Consider the following 14,436-nt stretch of genomic DNA (forward strand, 5'->3'; position numbering starts at 1 on the left):
CCCTATCTGCTCAGGTCCCACCCGGGACAACCCGTTCCCCGACCGGCCGAGGGAATCGGCAGTCAGGGCAGGTTCTTCTCCAAGGCGGCCACGTACGCCTTCATCAGGTGGTCCCGCATCCCGTCGCCGGCGGGGGCGAGCGGGTCGGCCATCATGCCCTTGCCGCGGTCGAGCAGGTTGGACACCGCGGGCATGGACTCGCGGACCCGGCCGGAGGAGTCGATGTAGCGCAGCGACGCGACGTGGTGGAACACCGGCTCGGGCGGGACCTGGGCGACGATGTCGTTGTTGTTGACCACCCGGAACGTGCGCCCTTTCAGGGCCTTGTCGTAGGCGGAGGCCAAGGAGCGGTCGCAGGTGCGGGGCTGGCCGAAGGTGTAGACGCCCTGGGCCGAGAGCCTGGGGTCCTCGAAGTGCAGCCAAGCCGCGGCCAGCATCGCCAGCCCACCACCGAGGCTGTGCCCGGTGAACCACACAGTCTGCTCGGCATCACGCAGCTCCTCCACGGCCGCGAGCACGGACGGCATCACCGCCCGCAGCGCCTCGGCGAACCCGTAGTGGACCAGACCGGTGCCCGCCGGACCCGGCCACGGCGGAGTGGTCGTATCCGACAGCCAGTCCCGCAACTGGACCGGCTCCGTGCCGCGGAACGCGGTGACGATCATCGTCGGACTGGCCATCGTGTACGCCTGGGTGTCGCTGAGCGCGAACGGCGGCGAGAACGTCGAGTGGTGGTGGCGGACCCGGTCGAACCCCCACTCGGCGGCGGTCGCCTCGATCTGTTCCCGGTCCTGGTAGGCCAACTCGGCGGCCTTGGCCATGCAGTACGCCTGGCGGGCGTCGTACCCGGTGGCCTGGTGGTTCAGCGTCGGCGCAGACATCATCCATCCTCACGAAGGCAACAGGTCGCATGGCGGCGACGATCCCGCCCGCACTTCCTGCCTACCTGTGCCCCTACCCGACCCACCACCGCACAGCCGGTCCTTCACCCCACCGAGGCGCTCTCTCACCCTGTTCGTGTTCACCAAGCGGAATCCGAACCGGTCGGTGACGCGTCCCAACGCTCCTCGGGGCGGCCGGTCTGCATCCGATCAGGTCCTCGGGCATGACGCGCTCCTCGCTGTCGCCCAAGGTGGGCTCTCCTCGCTCCCGTACGTCCGTTCGTTGGTCGAATCGGTTCGACCAACCGAGAGACCGTTGCGCTGCGACTTCCAGTAGCCGTAGCGTCTAAACCGCTCGAACCGGTTCGACTCTTGTCCCCCACCTTCCCCGGAGTCCCCATGGTTCAACGGCGAACTCTGCCCTTGGCGCTGGCCGCTGTCCTGGCCGCGTGCGCCCTGTCCCCCAGCGCCGCCTCGGCGGCCACCGACACCCTGACCGTCGACCTCGGCGCCAGCACCGGCGCCTTCCACGGCGGTGCCGCAGGTTCCCTCTACGGCGTCTACGGCCCCGGCGTGCCCAGCGACGCCGTGCTCGCGGGCTTCTACCCCAAGACCCTGTCCACCAAGTCGCAGGACGGCCCGCAGCACCCCGGCGCCGACGCGCTGGAAGTGGTCGAGCCCTTCGTGGCCAACGGCGGCCGTGACGTCTACATCTACATGACCGACGTCTACCGGGGCTTCCCGTACCAGCGGCAGCCCGGCCAGGCCGGTCGCGACGACTACCGGACCAAGATCGAGGCCCAAGTCCGCCAGGTGGTGGGGTCGCCGCACCGTGACCACATCGTCTACGTGCCCTTCAACGAGCCGGAAGGCAACTTCTACGGCACCGGCCAGCACAGCTACGACAAGGTCAGCTGGCTGCGCGACCCACGCGCCTACTTCGAGGAGTGGAAGCAGCTCTACGACCTGATCAAGCGGCTGGACCCCGGCGCCCGCATCGCCGGACCCAACACCAGCGTGCTGTACGACCAGGTGAAGGGCTTCCTGGAGTACTGCAAGGCGAACGACTGCATGCCCGACGTGATCACCTGGCACGAGCTCTCGTCGCCGGACAAGGTGCGCAACAGTGTCGCCAAGTACCGCTCGTGGGAACGGGAGCTGGGCATCGGTCCGCTGCCCGTCAACATCAACGAGTACGCCTACCGCTACCACCTCTCGGTGCCCGGTCAGATGATCCAGTGGATCTCCGCGCTGGAAGAGTCCAAGGTGGACGGCGACCTGGCGTACTGGAACATCGACGGCAACCTCAACGACTCGGTCGCCGAGGCCAACAAGGCCAACGGCCAGTGGTGGCTGTTCAACGCCTACGGTCGGATGAGCGGCGACACGGTCCGCGTGACCCCTCCGAACCCCGGGCAGCAGTACACCCTTCAGGGCGTGGCCACGGTCGACCGCGGCAAGAGGCAGTCGCGCACCATCCTCGGCGGCGCGGACGGCTCCGCCGACGTGCGCTTCACCAACGTCGACCGCGGTCTGTTCGGCGACCGGGTGCACGTCACCGTGGAAGAGATCCCGTGGACGGGGCAGCTCGGCGACTCCCCCGCGCCGCGGCGGCTGCTCGAGACCGTGCGCACCGTGGCCGGCGACGGCAGCCTGGTCCTGCCGTTCACCGACCTGAAGGAGATGTCGGCATACCAGGTGATCATCAGCCCGGCCGGCCGCGGCACGACCGCCGGGGCGAGCACGCGGTGGCAGAAGACCTACGAGGCCGAGGATGCCGCGCACACCGGCACCGGCTGGAGCCGCAACGGCCCCGAGGGCAGTCCGCGCAACGTCGGCAAGTTCGCCACCTCGAACCTCTACAACGTCGGCGGTCTGCGCACCGGCTCCGACGTAGTGCTCACGTTCGACGTGGAGGTCCCGGAAGCAGGCGCCTACGACCTCAGCGTGTTCGCCAGCAGCTATTGAGCCGAAAGTGTTCGGTTGCCTACATGATGGCGTAGCGGACGTGTGGGGCACGGAAGTAGCCGCGGACGATGTGCGGTTGGCGTTGGCGGCGGCGTAGGAAGCGTCGGGATTCGTGGGCGAGGCGGTCGACGGTGTGGGCTCGGGAGGCGTTGACGTTGCGTTTGAGGTCGGCGTTGAGCAGTTCGTCGGGGTTGAGTTCGGGGCTGTAGCCGGGCATCAGGTGCAGCTCGACCCGGTCGGCATTGCTTCGATGGACCGGGTGCCGGTCGGCGACGACGTGGACCTTCCGGCCGGCCTGGCTTGCCACGCGGTCGAGGAACGCGGTGAACACCGGTGCGGTGAACCGCTCGGTGAACACGGTGAACCACAGCGCGCCGCGTGAGGCGACGGCGGACATGACGTTGACCCGCAGGCGTTTCCCGGTCACCCGCATGATCGGCGTGCGGCCCTTCGGCGCCCAGGACCGGCCTGGCGGTGCGGCGTCGGAGTGCAGCCCGCACTGGTCCACCCACGCGATCGCCGCACCCTCCGATTTTGCCCGTGTCTCGATCGCCGGGTACTGCTCGTCCAGCCACGCGCGCACCGCGGCGGGTTGCTGTTCGTAGGCGCGTCGGGCCGGGCGTTGCGGGGTGAATCCGTGGCGGCGCAGCCACAGCCCGACGCCCTGCTCGGTCATGTCGACCCCGACGACCAGCCGGATCAGCTCGACCACCGCCTGGCGGGTCCACAGCGGGCCGCCGATCAGCAGCTCCTCGGGCGTGTAGTCGGCCATGGCCGTGAACAGGGTGCCCCGATCCGCCGCATTGATCAGTTCGGCGGGGCCGGGCCGCCCCGTGCGGGTCGCCAGGCCGTCGCGACCCTCCCGCCGGTAGGCACGCCACCAGGTGCCCACCGAGCGCTCCGAGACTCCGAATACCTCCGCGGCCTGCCGATAGCCCTCGACCCGACCGGACTCCAGCGCGGCCACCACCCGCAACCGCAGCACCTCACGCTCTGCGGGCGACAACCGGTGCGCACCCTCTAGCCTGAACCGACTTTATCGAGCCACAGGATCGGGTATCGGTTCAGAATGGTCACCAGAACCCACGCGAAGAGGCTCTGGAGCGAGGCTGCAATCACGCAGTGCGGAGTGCGAGGTCCCCTTGCGAGGGGCCGGGCAGGTGCGCGCGAGTCACGCAACCTCTGATAGGGCATAGTGTCCTGCGGTGTCATCGGCCGATGTCGCCTGCCTATGGAGAAGGTGGCAGGAAGTGACGTCGCGCTCACGTGTCCGATGGGCCCGGACCGCCGTGTTGATCGCCTTGGCCGGGGGCACGTGCGCGGTGTCCGCGACACCCTTGGCAGGCGCCCCGGCACCCATCAGCATCCTGAGCGTGTCAGCCGAGAACGTGAAGCCCGGCGACAAGGTTCACGTTCAGTTCCGCGTCACGAACAACGGGAGCGGGGCGGACACGGCCATCGTGGTGGTCGGTGGCGGCCTGCAATGCACCACCGGGTGTCGGGCGGAGCCGAACCTCAAACCTGGCCAGAGCCAGGACTTCCAGGCCACCGTCGTCGCGCCCGAGGTGAACGCGGGCGAGACCCTCGGTGTCAACATCTCGGTCGCCGTGCGGCTCGGCGGGCAGAACAGCTCCGACTACAGGATGGTCTACATTCACGGCGCGGGCGCGACGCAACCCGATGCGGACAAGCCGTCGTCTGATGCGGACAAACCGTCGTCCGAAGTGGACGGGGTGTCTGGCTGGGTCCGCGACACCAGCGGCAAGGCGATCGGCGGCGTGGCCCTGACCGTCCAGGACAGCGCCGGGCACGAGTACCGCACGACCAGCGACCAGAGCGGCCGGTTCTCGACCAAGTCGGGCGCCGGCAAGCCGATCGCCGAGGGCCAGATCACGGTCGACGCGGCCCTGGACGGCTATCGCGCCACCCGCACGACCGTACGGGGCTCCGCGGGTGACACCGTGACCGTGGAGCTGACCTTGGCCGCCGTGGCCACGCCGGCCGAGACTCTGCCGTCGCCCACTGCAACGACGGCAGCGGACCAGACTCCCGAGTCGAAGATCAGCGCAGCCGCAGCGCCACCCCCCGCTCAGGAAGCCGGCAACGACGAGCGCAGCGGTTCGCTGCCATTCATCCTGGGCGGCCTGCTGGCCGCCGCCGGCCTCGGCGCACTGGCCCTGATCGTAAACCGCCGCCGGAACACGCCGGACGGGCCGGCTCCGCACGCGGCGACTCAGCCGACGGCGCCGGCCGGAGCGGGCATGAGCGACGCACCGACCGTGGTGCTGTACACGAGACCGACGGCCGACGGGTTCCCCGGCCCGTACAGCGGGCCCACTCAGGGCGACAACCAGCAGCGCAGCGACGACCCATACGGCGGGCCGGGCCTCTAAGTACTTCAGCCGTACCTGCTGGATCCTGATCGTCATCGCCCCGGTGTGAAAGGGCCGCTGTTCAGGCCGTCTGTTGCCGCTGCCGGTAGGTGCTGCTCTTGGTGCGGTTACCGCAGGTGACCATCGAGCATCAGCGACCTGCGCCACTGCGAGAGACGTCGTATAAGTACCCCCGACTCCGAACTTCGTGGCGGCACACGATCGTCTGCTTTCCACGGCCGGCGGTCCCGCTTCGGTGGCGATCGTCAGAACGGCTCCTCCTCGAACTTCGACAGCCGACGCTTGACGGCCTTCTCCGGCAGCAGGTGCCGCATGCCGTCGCCTACGCGCTGCGCAACGGCCTGATCTGACCGACGGCGCACCTGAGCCGCCGTCGACTGAGCGAAGAGGACGACACCAACAACGGCGGCACCGGCGAGGGTGACGGTTCCGCGATCCGGATCGGCTCCACCTCCTACACCAAGGGAGTGGGCGCGCACGCCGACTCCGCGGTGCACGTCTACCTCGGACGCGCCTGCCAGCGGTTCGAGGCCGAGGTAGGGGTGGACGCCGAGGGCAGGGAGGACAGGGGCAGCGTCCGCTTCCAGGTCTACGGCGACGGCCGGCTCCTGGCCTACACCGACGTGCTGCGCGGTGGCGGCGCCCCGGTCTCCCTCTCGGTGCCGACCAACGGCTTCCACACCTTGGAGCTGCGCGTGACCGACGCCCGTGACGGCAAAGACCACGACCACGCGAACTGGGCCGACGCCAGGGTTTCCTGCGTCGGCACGGCATCCGGCGGCGCGTTCGTCAGCGACCGCGACTTCGAGCCCACCAACGGATGGGGCCCGGTCGAGCGGGACACGAGCAACGGCGAAGTCCAGGCGCTCGACGGCACTGTCCTGACCACCGGCGGCGTCCGCTACACCAAGGGTCTCGGCGTCCACGCCCCGGCGACGGTGACCATCCCTGTCGACGGCGCCTGCCACGGCCTCGACACCGAGATCGGCTCCAACGGCTCGGTCACGTTCGAGGTGATCGCCGACGGTCGGACCGTCCACACCACCCCGGTGTTGCGGGGCGGCCAAACGGCGAACATCGCCGTCGGCCTCAGCCGTCCGGCGTCGCTGACCCTCAAGGTCAACGACGCCGGCGACGGCAAGTCCTACGACCACGCCAACTGGGCGGCCGCACGCCTGTCGTGCGACTGACCCGCAGGTGAGACCTCACGGGCCCGGAACACCACGAACCGGGCCCGTGAGCGCACACCCGAACCGGGTGCCGCCGATGTAGCTGTGGCGCTGTGTGACGGCGGTCGCCCGCGGTGGTCGGTGCGGTCAGGTAGAGCGGGATCGTGCAGCTGTCGTAGATCCGCGCGGCGCGGTCGCCGGCTCGTCCCGATCGACTGACCCGCGGGTCTAGTTCGCCTCGCCCGTCAGCGCGAACGACCGCAGCCGCCGGGTGGCCCCGACCGTGCCCGCCACGACGAACACCGACACCGTGATCAACGCGGTCGACACCGACATCGTCGAGGCGATCAGCGGGGTGTCGCCGATCGCGTCCGCGATGGCCGTCGCGTGCTGGCGGATGCTGAACACGCGGGCGCCGTCGACGAACGACACCAGCAGGTTCTCCCACAGCACGATGTAGACGAGGCCGACCGCGACCGGGCGCTTGGTCATCACGCTCAGGGCGAGGAACAGGGCGCTGTACGCCAGCGCGCCGAGTGCCGTGCCGACGATCAAGCCGACCGCCAGCGTGCCGGAGCCCGCGATCAAGGCCGCGATGGCCAGCGGCAGGGCGGTGGCCGCGGTGGTCACCAGCCAGGCGACCAGGAGCTTGGACAGGATGATCTCCGAGCGCGGCAGCGGCTTGGTGATCAGGTGGGTGATGGTGCCGTCGTCGATCTCGAGGCCGAGCACGCTGCTGCCGACGATCAGCGCGGTCAGCGGCAGGATGACCGCGAGTCCGAGGTTGGAGAAGACCAGCGGGCCCCAGTCGGACGGGGTCACGTACTCGTCCTCCTCGGTGACGGCCAGCAGGGTCAGCCCGATCAGGATGATCGGCATGGGGAGCAGCAACAGCACGCGCCTGCGCCCGAGGAGGGCCCTGGCCGTGAGGCCGATGATCGTCGGGTTCATGTGGTCACCAGGTAGGAGAAGACCTTCTCGAGGGACTCGTCCGAAGGCAGGATCGTGGTCAACCGGATGCCCTGGGCCTTGGCGAGCTTGGCCAGGACGCGGGTGAAGGCGCCGTAGTCACTGGTGTGCACCTGGATGCCCGCCGCGGCGATGCTCACCCCGGAGACCGACGGCTCGCCCATCAGCGCTGTCGCGAGGAGACGGTCGTCGGAGGAGGCGATGGTGAACACGTGCGGGCGGGTGGTCATCAGCCGCCGGATGTGCCGGTAGTCGCCGGAAGCGGCGAGCCTGCCCGACACGATCACCTGCACGGTGCCGGAGAGCTGCTCGACCTCCTCGAGGATGTGGGAGCTGAACACGATGGTCCGCCCCTCCGCGGCCATGCCGTCGAGCAGCTCCATCATGTGCATCCGCTGCCGGGGGTCCATGCCGTTGAACGGCTCGTCCAGCAGCAGCACCCCCGGATCGTGCACCAGCGCGGCGGCGACCCGGCTCCGCTGGCGCATCCCCTTGGAGTAGGTGGAGATCCGGCGGTCCTGCGCGTCACGCAGGTCCACGGTGTCCAGCGCGGCGCGGGCGGCGGCCGTCGGGTCGGGGAGCTTGTGCAGCTTGGCGCTCGCCAGGACGAACTCCCACGCGGTGAGGAAACCCGGCACGCTCTCGCGCTCGGTCACCAGGCCGAGCTTGCGGTACATGGCGGGGTTGGCCCACGCGGGCTCGCCGCCGATCGTGACGGTGCCCTGCGACGGTGCCAGCAGGCCCGCCATCAGGTGCAGCACGGTGGTCTTGCCCGCGCCGTTGGGCCCGAGGAGGCCGGTCAGGCCGGGGCCGATCGACAGGGTCACGTCGTTGACCGCGACCACGTTGCCGTACCAGCGGGACACGCCTGCGAGTTCGACGGTGTTCATGACTTCATCCCCTTGTACCGCCACACCGCGGCCGTCGTGCCGAGCGCGGCCAGTGCGACCGTGACCAGGCCGTACACCGGTCCGTACGAGCCGATCGAGACGAAGCTGACGTCCGCTCCGAACAGCCACTGGTCCACGCCGTTGAGCAGGCTCGTCGGGTCGAGCAGCCCCGCGAGCCGGCCGACCGTCCCGGAGCCCAGCTCGCTCAGGACGGCCGAGATCGGGGCGGTGAGCAGGAAGACGCCGATGATCATGCCGGTGGCGAACACCCGGCGCCCGGACAGGGACGCGATCGGCAGCCCCAGCGCCGCCAGCAGCACGGCGTGGACGGCCGCGGCGACGAGGCCGACGAGCAGCCCGCCGAACTCCTCCAGCACCCCCGCGACGCCGTCGTCGGTGCCGAACGCCATGCCGATGAACATGATCAGCATGGGTGCCGCGAGCAGCAGGAACGTCGCGGTGGCCAGCGCGGCGACCTTGGTCAGCGCGTAGCCCGACCGGCTCAGCGGGCGGGACAGGTACAGCTGCAACAGGTTCGTGCGCAGGTCCACCGACACCAGCTCGGGCGCGACCACGGCGACGAACACCGTCGCGGCGAAGGTGAAGGTGGAGGCGATGCCGACGTAGTCGAGCACCGGCTCGGGCGCCTGGTTGTTGATGAGCACGATGATCAGCGAGGCGATGCCGGCCAGGCCGATCAGCCCGAACGGCAGCACTTTCGCCCACGGGCTGCGGCCGAGGCCGTAGGCGCTGCGGACACTGTGGACGTACAGCGAGCGGGCCGCGTAGCTGGGGCCGAGCCTCGGGCCGGTGTAGCGCTGGTAGCCGATGTCGTGGATGACGCCGGACTCAGACATGGGACACCTCCTCGGCCGGACGGTCGCGGAACAGGTCGGCGACCTGGTGCCGCTGGCGTTCGAGCCGGTGCAGGCAGAGGTCGAGGTCCGCGACGGCGTCCCGGATGAGGTCGTACACCGCGCCGTCCTCCTCGCCGAAGCGGACGGTCAGCACGCGGTTCTCACGGCGCACGTCCAGTCCTCCGGCGGTGAGCGCGGCGGCCAACCGCTCGGCGCCCTCGTCGATCTCGACGACGAGCAGGTCGTTGTGCTCGGTCATCGACGACAGCGTCGCCGAGCGCAGCAGAGTGCCCGCGTCGATGGCGACCAGCGACGTGCAGATCCGCTCGATCTCGCCGAGCAGGTGGGAGCAGACCACCACCGAGATGCCGAACTCGGTGCCGATGCGGTGCACCAGGTCGAGCATCGCCCGCCGGCCCGCCGGGTCGAGCCCGTTGGTGGGTTCGTCGAGCAGCAGCAGTTCGGGGTCGTGGACCAGCGCTTGGGCCAGCTTGACCCGCTGCTTCATGCCGGTGGAGTACCCCCCGATCCGGCGGTAGCGCTCCTCGTAAAGCCCCACGTGCCGCAACGTCTCCGACGCCCGCTCCCGCGCCGCCGCGGCGGGCAGGCCGCTGACCCGCGCCATGTGCGTCACGAACTCCGCGGCGATCATGTCCGGCGGCAGGCAGTCGTGCTCGGGCATGTAGCCGACCTTCGCCCGAACCTGCTCCCCATCGGCGATCGGGTCGAGTCCGAGCACGCGAATCCGCCCGCTGGTGGGCGTGAGCAGCCCCAGCGCGAGCTTGATCAGCGTGGTCTTCCCCGCGCCGTTGACCCCGACCAGGCCGACGACACCCGCCTCGATGTCCAACGTCAAGTCCGCCAGCGCGGTCACCTTGCCGTCGTAGCGCATTCCCAGCGCTGTGGTCTCGATGAGTGGCACACGAGGACCCTACGACCGCTCGATCATCGACACATCCGGCTGACCCCCTGAGTCTGGCGGTCTTCCGACCCCTAGGGGTCGACGGCGCGACGATGTGCCGACACACGGTTCCCTCCGCACCGAGACAGGCCAACGGCACGACGTACCGTGGACCGGGTGAGCACCGCACCGACCGTCACCCTTGGCGACCGCTTCGCCCGGGAATTCCCGGAGATGGCTCTCGCCTGGCAGGCCGAGCAGGCTCCCGCGCCGCGCCTGCTCGTGCTCAACGAGCGGCTGGCCGCGGAGCTCGGGCTGGACGTCGCGTGGCTGCGTGGCGCCGAGGGCCTCCGCCTGCTCGTCGGCGAGCACGTCCCCGATGGCGCGACTCCGGTGGCGCAGGCCTACGCCGGGCACCAGTTCGGGCACTACGCCCCGCGGCTCGGCGACGGCCGGGCCCTGCTGCTCGGCGAGGTCGTCCACGCCGACGGCGAGCCGCGCGACCTGCACCTCAAGGGCTCCGGGCGCACGCCGTTCTCCCGTGGTGGCGACGGCTTGGCCGCGGTCGGTCCGATGCTGCGCGAGCACGTCGTCAGCGAGGCGATGCACGCCCTCGGGATTCCGACGACCCGCGCACTGGCCGTGGTGGCGACCGGCCGTCCGGTCCGCCGCGAGACCGTGCTGCCGGGAGCCGTGCTCGCCCGCGTCGCCCGCAGCCACCTGCGCGTGGGCAGCTTCCAGTACGCCAGGGCCACCGACGACGTGGACCTGCTGCGCCGCCTGGCCGACCACGCGATCGCCCGCCACCACCCCCGCGCCGCGCTGGCCGAGCGCCCTTACGTCGCGCTGTTCGAGGCGGTGGTCGCGGCCCAGGCCGCGCTGGTGGCGCGGTGGATGCTCGTGGGGTTCGTCCACGGTGTCATGAACACCGACAACATGACGATCTCGGGCGAGACGATCGACTACGGGCCGTGCGCGTTCATGGAGGCGTTCGACCCGGCCACCGTGTACAGCTCCATCGACCACGGCGGGCGTTACGCCTACGGCAACCAGCCGCGGGTGGCCGAGTGGAACCTCGCGCGGCTCGCCGAGGCCCTCCTCCCCCTGTTCGCCGACGACGAGGAGCAGGCGATCGCCCTGGCGGTCGAGGCGCTCGGCACGTTCCGCGGGCGGTACGACGACTCCTGGTCGGCCGGCATGCGGGCCAAGCTCGGCCTGCCCGACGACCTCGACCACGCGGTTACCGGGCCCTTGGTCGAGGAGCTGCTCACCCTCCTCCAGGACAACCGCGTCGACCACACGTCGTTCTACCGCCGCCTGGGCACGGCGGGCAGCGGGCCACCCGCGCGTGAGCTGTTCCTCGACCTCGCCGCGATCGACGGCTGGCTGACCCGCTGGCGGGCCCTCGAACCGGACGTCGCCGCGATGAGCCGGGTCAACCCCGTCTACATCCCCCGCAACCACCTCGTGGAAGAAGCCCTCGACGCCGCGACCGAGGGCGACCCGCGTCCGCTCGAACGACTCATGGACGCGGTGACCGCCCCCTACGACGAGCGTCCCGGCCTCGACCGCTACACCGAACCCGCCCCGAACGCCTTCGGCGCCGCTTACCAGACCTACTGCGGCACCTGAGGTCCGCGCGCAAGGCACTCAAAGCCTCGTTCGGTGAAGAGGCCGCGGGCCGCAGCTCGCGTGTCCACACCTCCACCGCGCCTGCCCCAGCGCTTCTGCCCGTTGTGCTCACTCACCCAGTTCCCCCTCGCGCCTCCCCCTGAGGCCGTCCAGCATGTAGTCCAGACCTCGGCGGAACAGGTCGTCCCAGTCGGGCGAGTCGAGGTGGTCGTTGACCGCCAACGTCGGGTACGCGTCAGCGTGTGCGCGGATGTGCGCGTGCGCCGCCGACTGGAGGCCGGGATCACCGTTGCGCTGCCATGTCGACTGGGTCAACGCCGAACCGATGACGAAGTTGGCCAAGCCGTGCGTCGCCGCAGCCAACGCCGCGCCGGTGAAGCCCGCGCGGGCGAGCGTCGCCTGGAGGAATTCCGTGCGCGCCAACACGTTCGGCCCCAGCATGGGCCGACCGAGCAGCGCAGGCGACCAGGGGTGGTGCAGCATCGTCGCGCGCCAGTCCAGGATCAACGCCCGCGTGGCGTCGACCCAGTGGGCGGTGGCCGAGGGCAGCGGCACGTCGGCGAAGATCTCGTCGACGGCGAGGTCGAGGACGTCGTCCTTGGTCTTCACGTGCCAGTAGAGCGTCGGCGGCGCCACCTCCAGGCGTTCCGCCAGCTTCCGCATCGTCAGCTTCCCCTCGCCCGCGGCGTCGAGGATGGCGATGGCCGCCTCGATGATCCGGTCGCGGGACAGCGGTGGCGTGTCCCGGTACGTCCGAGGGGCGCGGAGCCACACCTCCCCCGGCGCACGCCCCGGTTGATCCGGGTTGTTCGTGTCCATGCCGCAACCCTAGTATGTTGATCGGGCTCTCGAACAACGTTCGGGAGGACTAACAAAGTTCAACCGGGATGGGACGCATGCGCACAGCAGACCGGTTCACCCCCGGACCGAACCGGTGGTGGGTACTCGCCACCGTCGGCCTGGCCCAGTTGACCCGCACCCGGGCACTAGCGGTCGCGGTGTTGGCAGCCTGCGCGGTCGTCGTGTGGTTCGTCCTCGCCCCGGGTCGCATGGTCGCGGTTCTCCCTGAGGGTGCGGAGGTTCGATAAGTGGCACACGTGGAAGCGTCGGAGCTCACCTACACCCTGGGTGACGGCCGGACCCTCCTGGACGGCGTCTCGTTCCGGATCGGTGACGGGGCCACCGCCGGCCTCGTCGGCCCCAACGGGGCGGGAAAGACCACGCTGCTGCGACTCGTCAGCGGCGAGTTGCGCCCGACGTCGGGTCAGCTCGCGACCAGCGGCGGCATCGCCTTCATGCACCAGTTCATCGGCACCGTCAACGACCGCTCGACCGTGCGCGACCTGCTGCTCGGCGTCGCGCCTGACCGCGTCAAGCAGAGCACGGCCGCGTTGGCCGACGCCGAGGCCGCCGTCGCGGAATACGACGAAGAAGCCACCCAGATGGCCCTGGCACAGGCCATCGCCGAACACATCGACGCGGGCGGCTACGACATCGAGGTCGTCTGGGACACGTGCACGATGGCCGCGCTTGGCCTGCCCTTCGAGGAAGCGGCCTGCCGCAACGTGAACACCCTGTCCGGTGGCGAGCAGAAGCGACTGGTGCTCGAAGCGCTCCTGCGGGGTCCCGACGACCTGCTTCTGCTCGACGAGCCGGACAACTACTTGGACGTCCCGGGCAAGGAGTGGCTGGAGGACAAGCTCCGCACGAGCACCAAGACGATCCTCCTGGTCTCCCACGACCGGCAACTGCTCGCGAACGCCACCAACCGGGTCATCGCCGTGGAGGACCGCGACGTCTGGGTGCACGGCGGAAGCTTCGCCACCTTCACCGAAGCCCGGAACGAGCGCATCGACCGGCTGGACGAACGGCGGAAGCGCTGGCAGGAAGACCACCGCAAGCTGCGCAACATGGTCCACACGCTGCGCCAGACCGCAGCACGGAACGACTCGGTGGCCTCGCAGTACAGAGCGGCGCGCACGCGCTTGGCCCGTTTCGAGGAAGCGGGCCAGCCGAAACGCCCGCCGAAGGAGCAGAACATCAGGATGAGGCTGACCGGCGGCCGGACCGGCAAGCGCGCCCTCGTCTGCGAGCACCTCGCGCTGACCGGCCTCACCGCGCCCTTCGACCTGGAGGTCTGGTTCGGTGAGCGCGTGGCGGTGCTGGGCGCCAACGGTTCCGGGAAGTCCCGCTTCCTGCGTCTGATCGACAACAGATCCCCCGATGCCGATCCCGCCGCCGACCCGGTGCCGCACACCGGGACCGTCACGCTGGGGTCGAGGGTTGTCGCGGGTCACTTCGCGCAGACGCACACGCGTCCCGATCTGCACGCGCGCCCGGTGGTCGACATCGTCATGCAGGACATGGCTCTGGAGCGCAACGACGCCATGTCGGCGTTGGCCCGCTACGAACTCGCCCGATCCTGGCACCAGCCCTTCGACACGCTGTCGGGCGGGCAACAGGCGAGGTTGCAGATCCTGCTGCTCGAACTGGCGGGCTCGACCCTGCTACTGCTCGACGAACCCACCGACAACCTGGATCTGGCCAGTGCCGACGCGCTCCAGCGCGGTCTGCACGACTTCACCGGCACGGTGCTGGCCATCACCCACGACCGCTGGTTCGCCGCCGACTTCGACCGTTACCTGTACTTCGCCTCCGACGGGACCGTCCGCGAGGTCGACGCCCCGGTCTGGGGCTCCACCGAGACCAGCGGCCCGGAAACGCCGGGGTGAAAGTGGTTCGTTTCCAGGCTCAATTCGAGCTCGGTCACGTCGGT

At 70.0% G+C, this 14,436-nt stretch carries 12 protein-coding genes and 1 pseudogene; 5 read left to right on the forward strand and 8 right to left on the reverse strand.

Annotated elements, in window-relative coordinates:
* Positions 1 to 62: 62 nt before the first annotated feature.
* On the reverse strand, positions 63 to 881 hold the full coding sequence (locus F4560_RS13970; RefSeq protein ID WP_184920195.1) for a lipase family protein: 819 nt from the start codon (positions 879 to 881) through the stop codon (positions 63 to 65).
* A gap of 399 nt (positions 882 to 1,280) precedes the next feature.
* Here F4560_RS13970 and F4560_RS13975 point away from each other — a divergent pair, with 399 nt between their 5' ends.
* On the forward strand, positions 1,281 to 2,849 hold the full coding sequence (locus F4560_RS13975) for a hypothetical protein (RefSeq protein WP_184920197.1): 1,569 nt from the start codon (positions 1,281 to 1,283) through the stop codon (positions 2,847 to 2,849).
* A gap of 19 nt (positions 2,850 to 2,868) precedes the next feature.
* Here F4560_RS13975 and F4560_RS13980 read toward each other — a convergent pair whose 3' ends face one another.
* On the reverse strand, positions 2,869 to 3,855 hold the full coding sequence (locus F4560_RS13980; protein WP_184920199.1) for an IS630 family transposase: 987 nt from the start codon (positions 3,853 to 3,855) through the stop codon (positions 2,869 to 2,871).
* 316 nt (positions 3,856 to 4,171) lie between these two features.
* Here F4560_RS13980 and F4560_RS13985 point away from each other — a divergent pair, with 316 nt between their 5' ends.
* Entirely contained in the window at positions 4,172 to 5,242 is a 1,071-nt protein-coding gene (locus F4560_RS13985) for a carboxypeptidase-like regulatory domain-containing protein (RefSeq protein ID WP_221483484.1), read from the forward strand.
* A 61-nt stretch (positions 5,243 to 5,303) separates the two neighbouring features.
* Here the strand turns inward: F4560_RS13985 and F4560_RS46540 are convergent.
* Positions 5,304 to 5,372 (reverse strand): annotated as a pseudogene (locus F4560_RS46540) (CGNR zinc finger domain-containing protein); the annotation flags it as partial.
* 247 nt (positions 5,373 to 5,619) lie between these two features.
* On the opposite strand from F4560_RS46540, the gene F4560_RS13990 reads away from it, so the two are divergent.
* Complete coding sequence (locus F4560_RS13990; protein WP_246478406.1) at positions 5,620 to 6,432, forward strand: NPCBM/NEW2 domain-containing protein; 813 nt, start codon at positions 5,620 to 5,622, stop codon at positions 6,430 to 6,432.
* A gap of 207 nt (positions 6,433 to 6,639) precedes the next feature.
* On the opposite strand, the gene F4560_RS13995 is transcribed toward F4560_RS13990, so the two are convergent.
* Genes F4560_RS13995 through F4560_RS14010 form a run of 4 tightly spaced genes read right to left on the reverse strand, consistent with a single transcriptional unit; the run spans position 6,640 to position 10,049 of the window.
* Complete coding sequence (locus F4560_RS13995) at positions 6,640 to 7,362, reverse strand: ABC transporter permease (protein ID WP_184920203.1); 723 nt, start codon at positions 7,360 to 7,362, stop codon at positions 6,640 to 6,642.
* Complete coding sequence (locus tag F4560_RS14000; protein WP_184920205.1) at positions 7,359 to 8,270, reverse strand: ABC transporter ATP-binding protein; 912 nt, start codon at positions 8,268 to 8,270, stop codon at positions 7,359 to 7,361. The genes F4560_RS13995 and F4560_RS14000 overlap by 4 nt, the downstream gene beginning before the upstream one ends.
* The gene (locus F4560_RS14005; RefSeq protein WP_184920208.1) at positions 8,267 to 9,127 is read right to left on the reverse strand and encodes an ABC transporter permease; all 861 of its coding nucleotides are present in this window, start codon (positions 9,125 to 9,127) and stop codon (positions 8,267 to 8,269) included. Before F4560_RS14005 ends, F4560_RS14000 begins: the two co-directional genes overlap by 4 nt.
* The gene (locus tag F4560_RS14010) at positions 9,120 to 10,049 is read right to left on the reverse strand and encodes an ABC transporter ATP-binding protein (RefSeq protein ID WP_221483485.1); all 930 of its coding nucleotides are present in this window, start codon (positions 10,047 to 10,049) and stop codon (positions 9,120 to 9,122) included. The genes F4560_RS14005 and F4560_RS14010 overlap by 8 nt, the downstream gene beginning before the upstream one ends.
* A 156-nt stretch (positions 10,050 to 10,205) precedes the next feature.
* Between F4560_RS14010 and F4560_RS14015 the strand changes: the two genes are divergently transcribed.
* Positions 10,206 to 11,660: a protein adenylyltransferase SelO gene (locus F4560_RS14015; protein WP_184920210.1), complete on the forward strand. Its 1,455-nt coding sequence runs from the start codon at positions 10,206 to 10,208 to the stop codon at positions 11,658 to 11,660.
* A 108-nt stretch (positions 11,661 to 11,768) separates the two neighbouring features.
* Here F4560_RS14015 and F4560_RS14020 read toward each other — a convergent pair whose 3' ends face one another.
* Entirely contained in the window at positions 11,769 to 12,479 is a 711-nt protein-coding gene (locus F4560_RS14020; protein ID WP_184920212.1) for a TetR/AcrR family transcriptional regulator C-terminal domain-containing protein, read from the reverse strand.
* A 269-nt stretch (positions 12,480 to 12,748) separates the two neighbouring features.
* Here F4560_RS14020 and F4560_RS14025 point away from each other — a divergent pair, with 269 nt between their 5' ends.
* Positions 12,749 to 14,392 carry an ATP-binding cassette domain-containing protein gene (locus F4560_RS14025; RefSeq protein ID WP_184920214.1) on the forward strand — a complete coding sequence of 548 codons (1,644 nt, stop codon included), beginning with the start codon at positions 12,749 to 12,751 and terminating at the stop codon, positions 14,390 to 14,392.
* Positions 14,393 to 14,436: the final 44 nt, after the last annotated feature.

It is taken from the genome of Saccharothrix ecbatanensis (assembly GCF_014205015.1).
Classification (GTDB): Bacteria; Actinomycetota; Actinomycetes; order Mycobacteriales; family Pseudonocardiaceae; genus Actinosynnema; species Actinosynnema ecbatanense.

Coding starts and splice junctions, on each gene's coding strand:
- F4560_RS14000 (WP_184920205.1), bottom strand. CDS start 8,270: ATGAACACCGTCGAACTCGCAGGCGTGTCCCGCTGGTACGGCAACGTG.
- F4560_RS13975 (WP_184920197.1), top strand. CDS start 1,281: ATGGTTCAACGGCGAACTCTGCCCTTGGCGCTGGCCGCTGTCCTGGCC.
- F4560_RS14020 (WP_184920212.1), bottom strand. CDS start 12,479: ATGGACACGAACAACCCGGATCAACCGGGGCGTGCGCCGGGGGAGGTG.
- F4560_RS13995 (WP_184920203.1), bottom strand. CDS start 7,362: ATGAACCCGACGATCATCGGCCTCACGGCCAGGGCCCTCCTCGGGCGC.
- F4560_RS14005 (WP_184920208.1), bottom strand. CDS start 9,127: ATGTCTGAGTCCGGCGTCATCCACGACATCGGCTACCAGCGCTACACC.
- F4560_RS13970 (WP_184920195.1), bottom strand. CDS start 881: ATGTCTGCGCCGACGCTGAACCACCAGGCCACCGGGTACGACGCCCGC.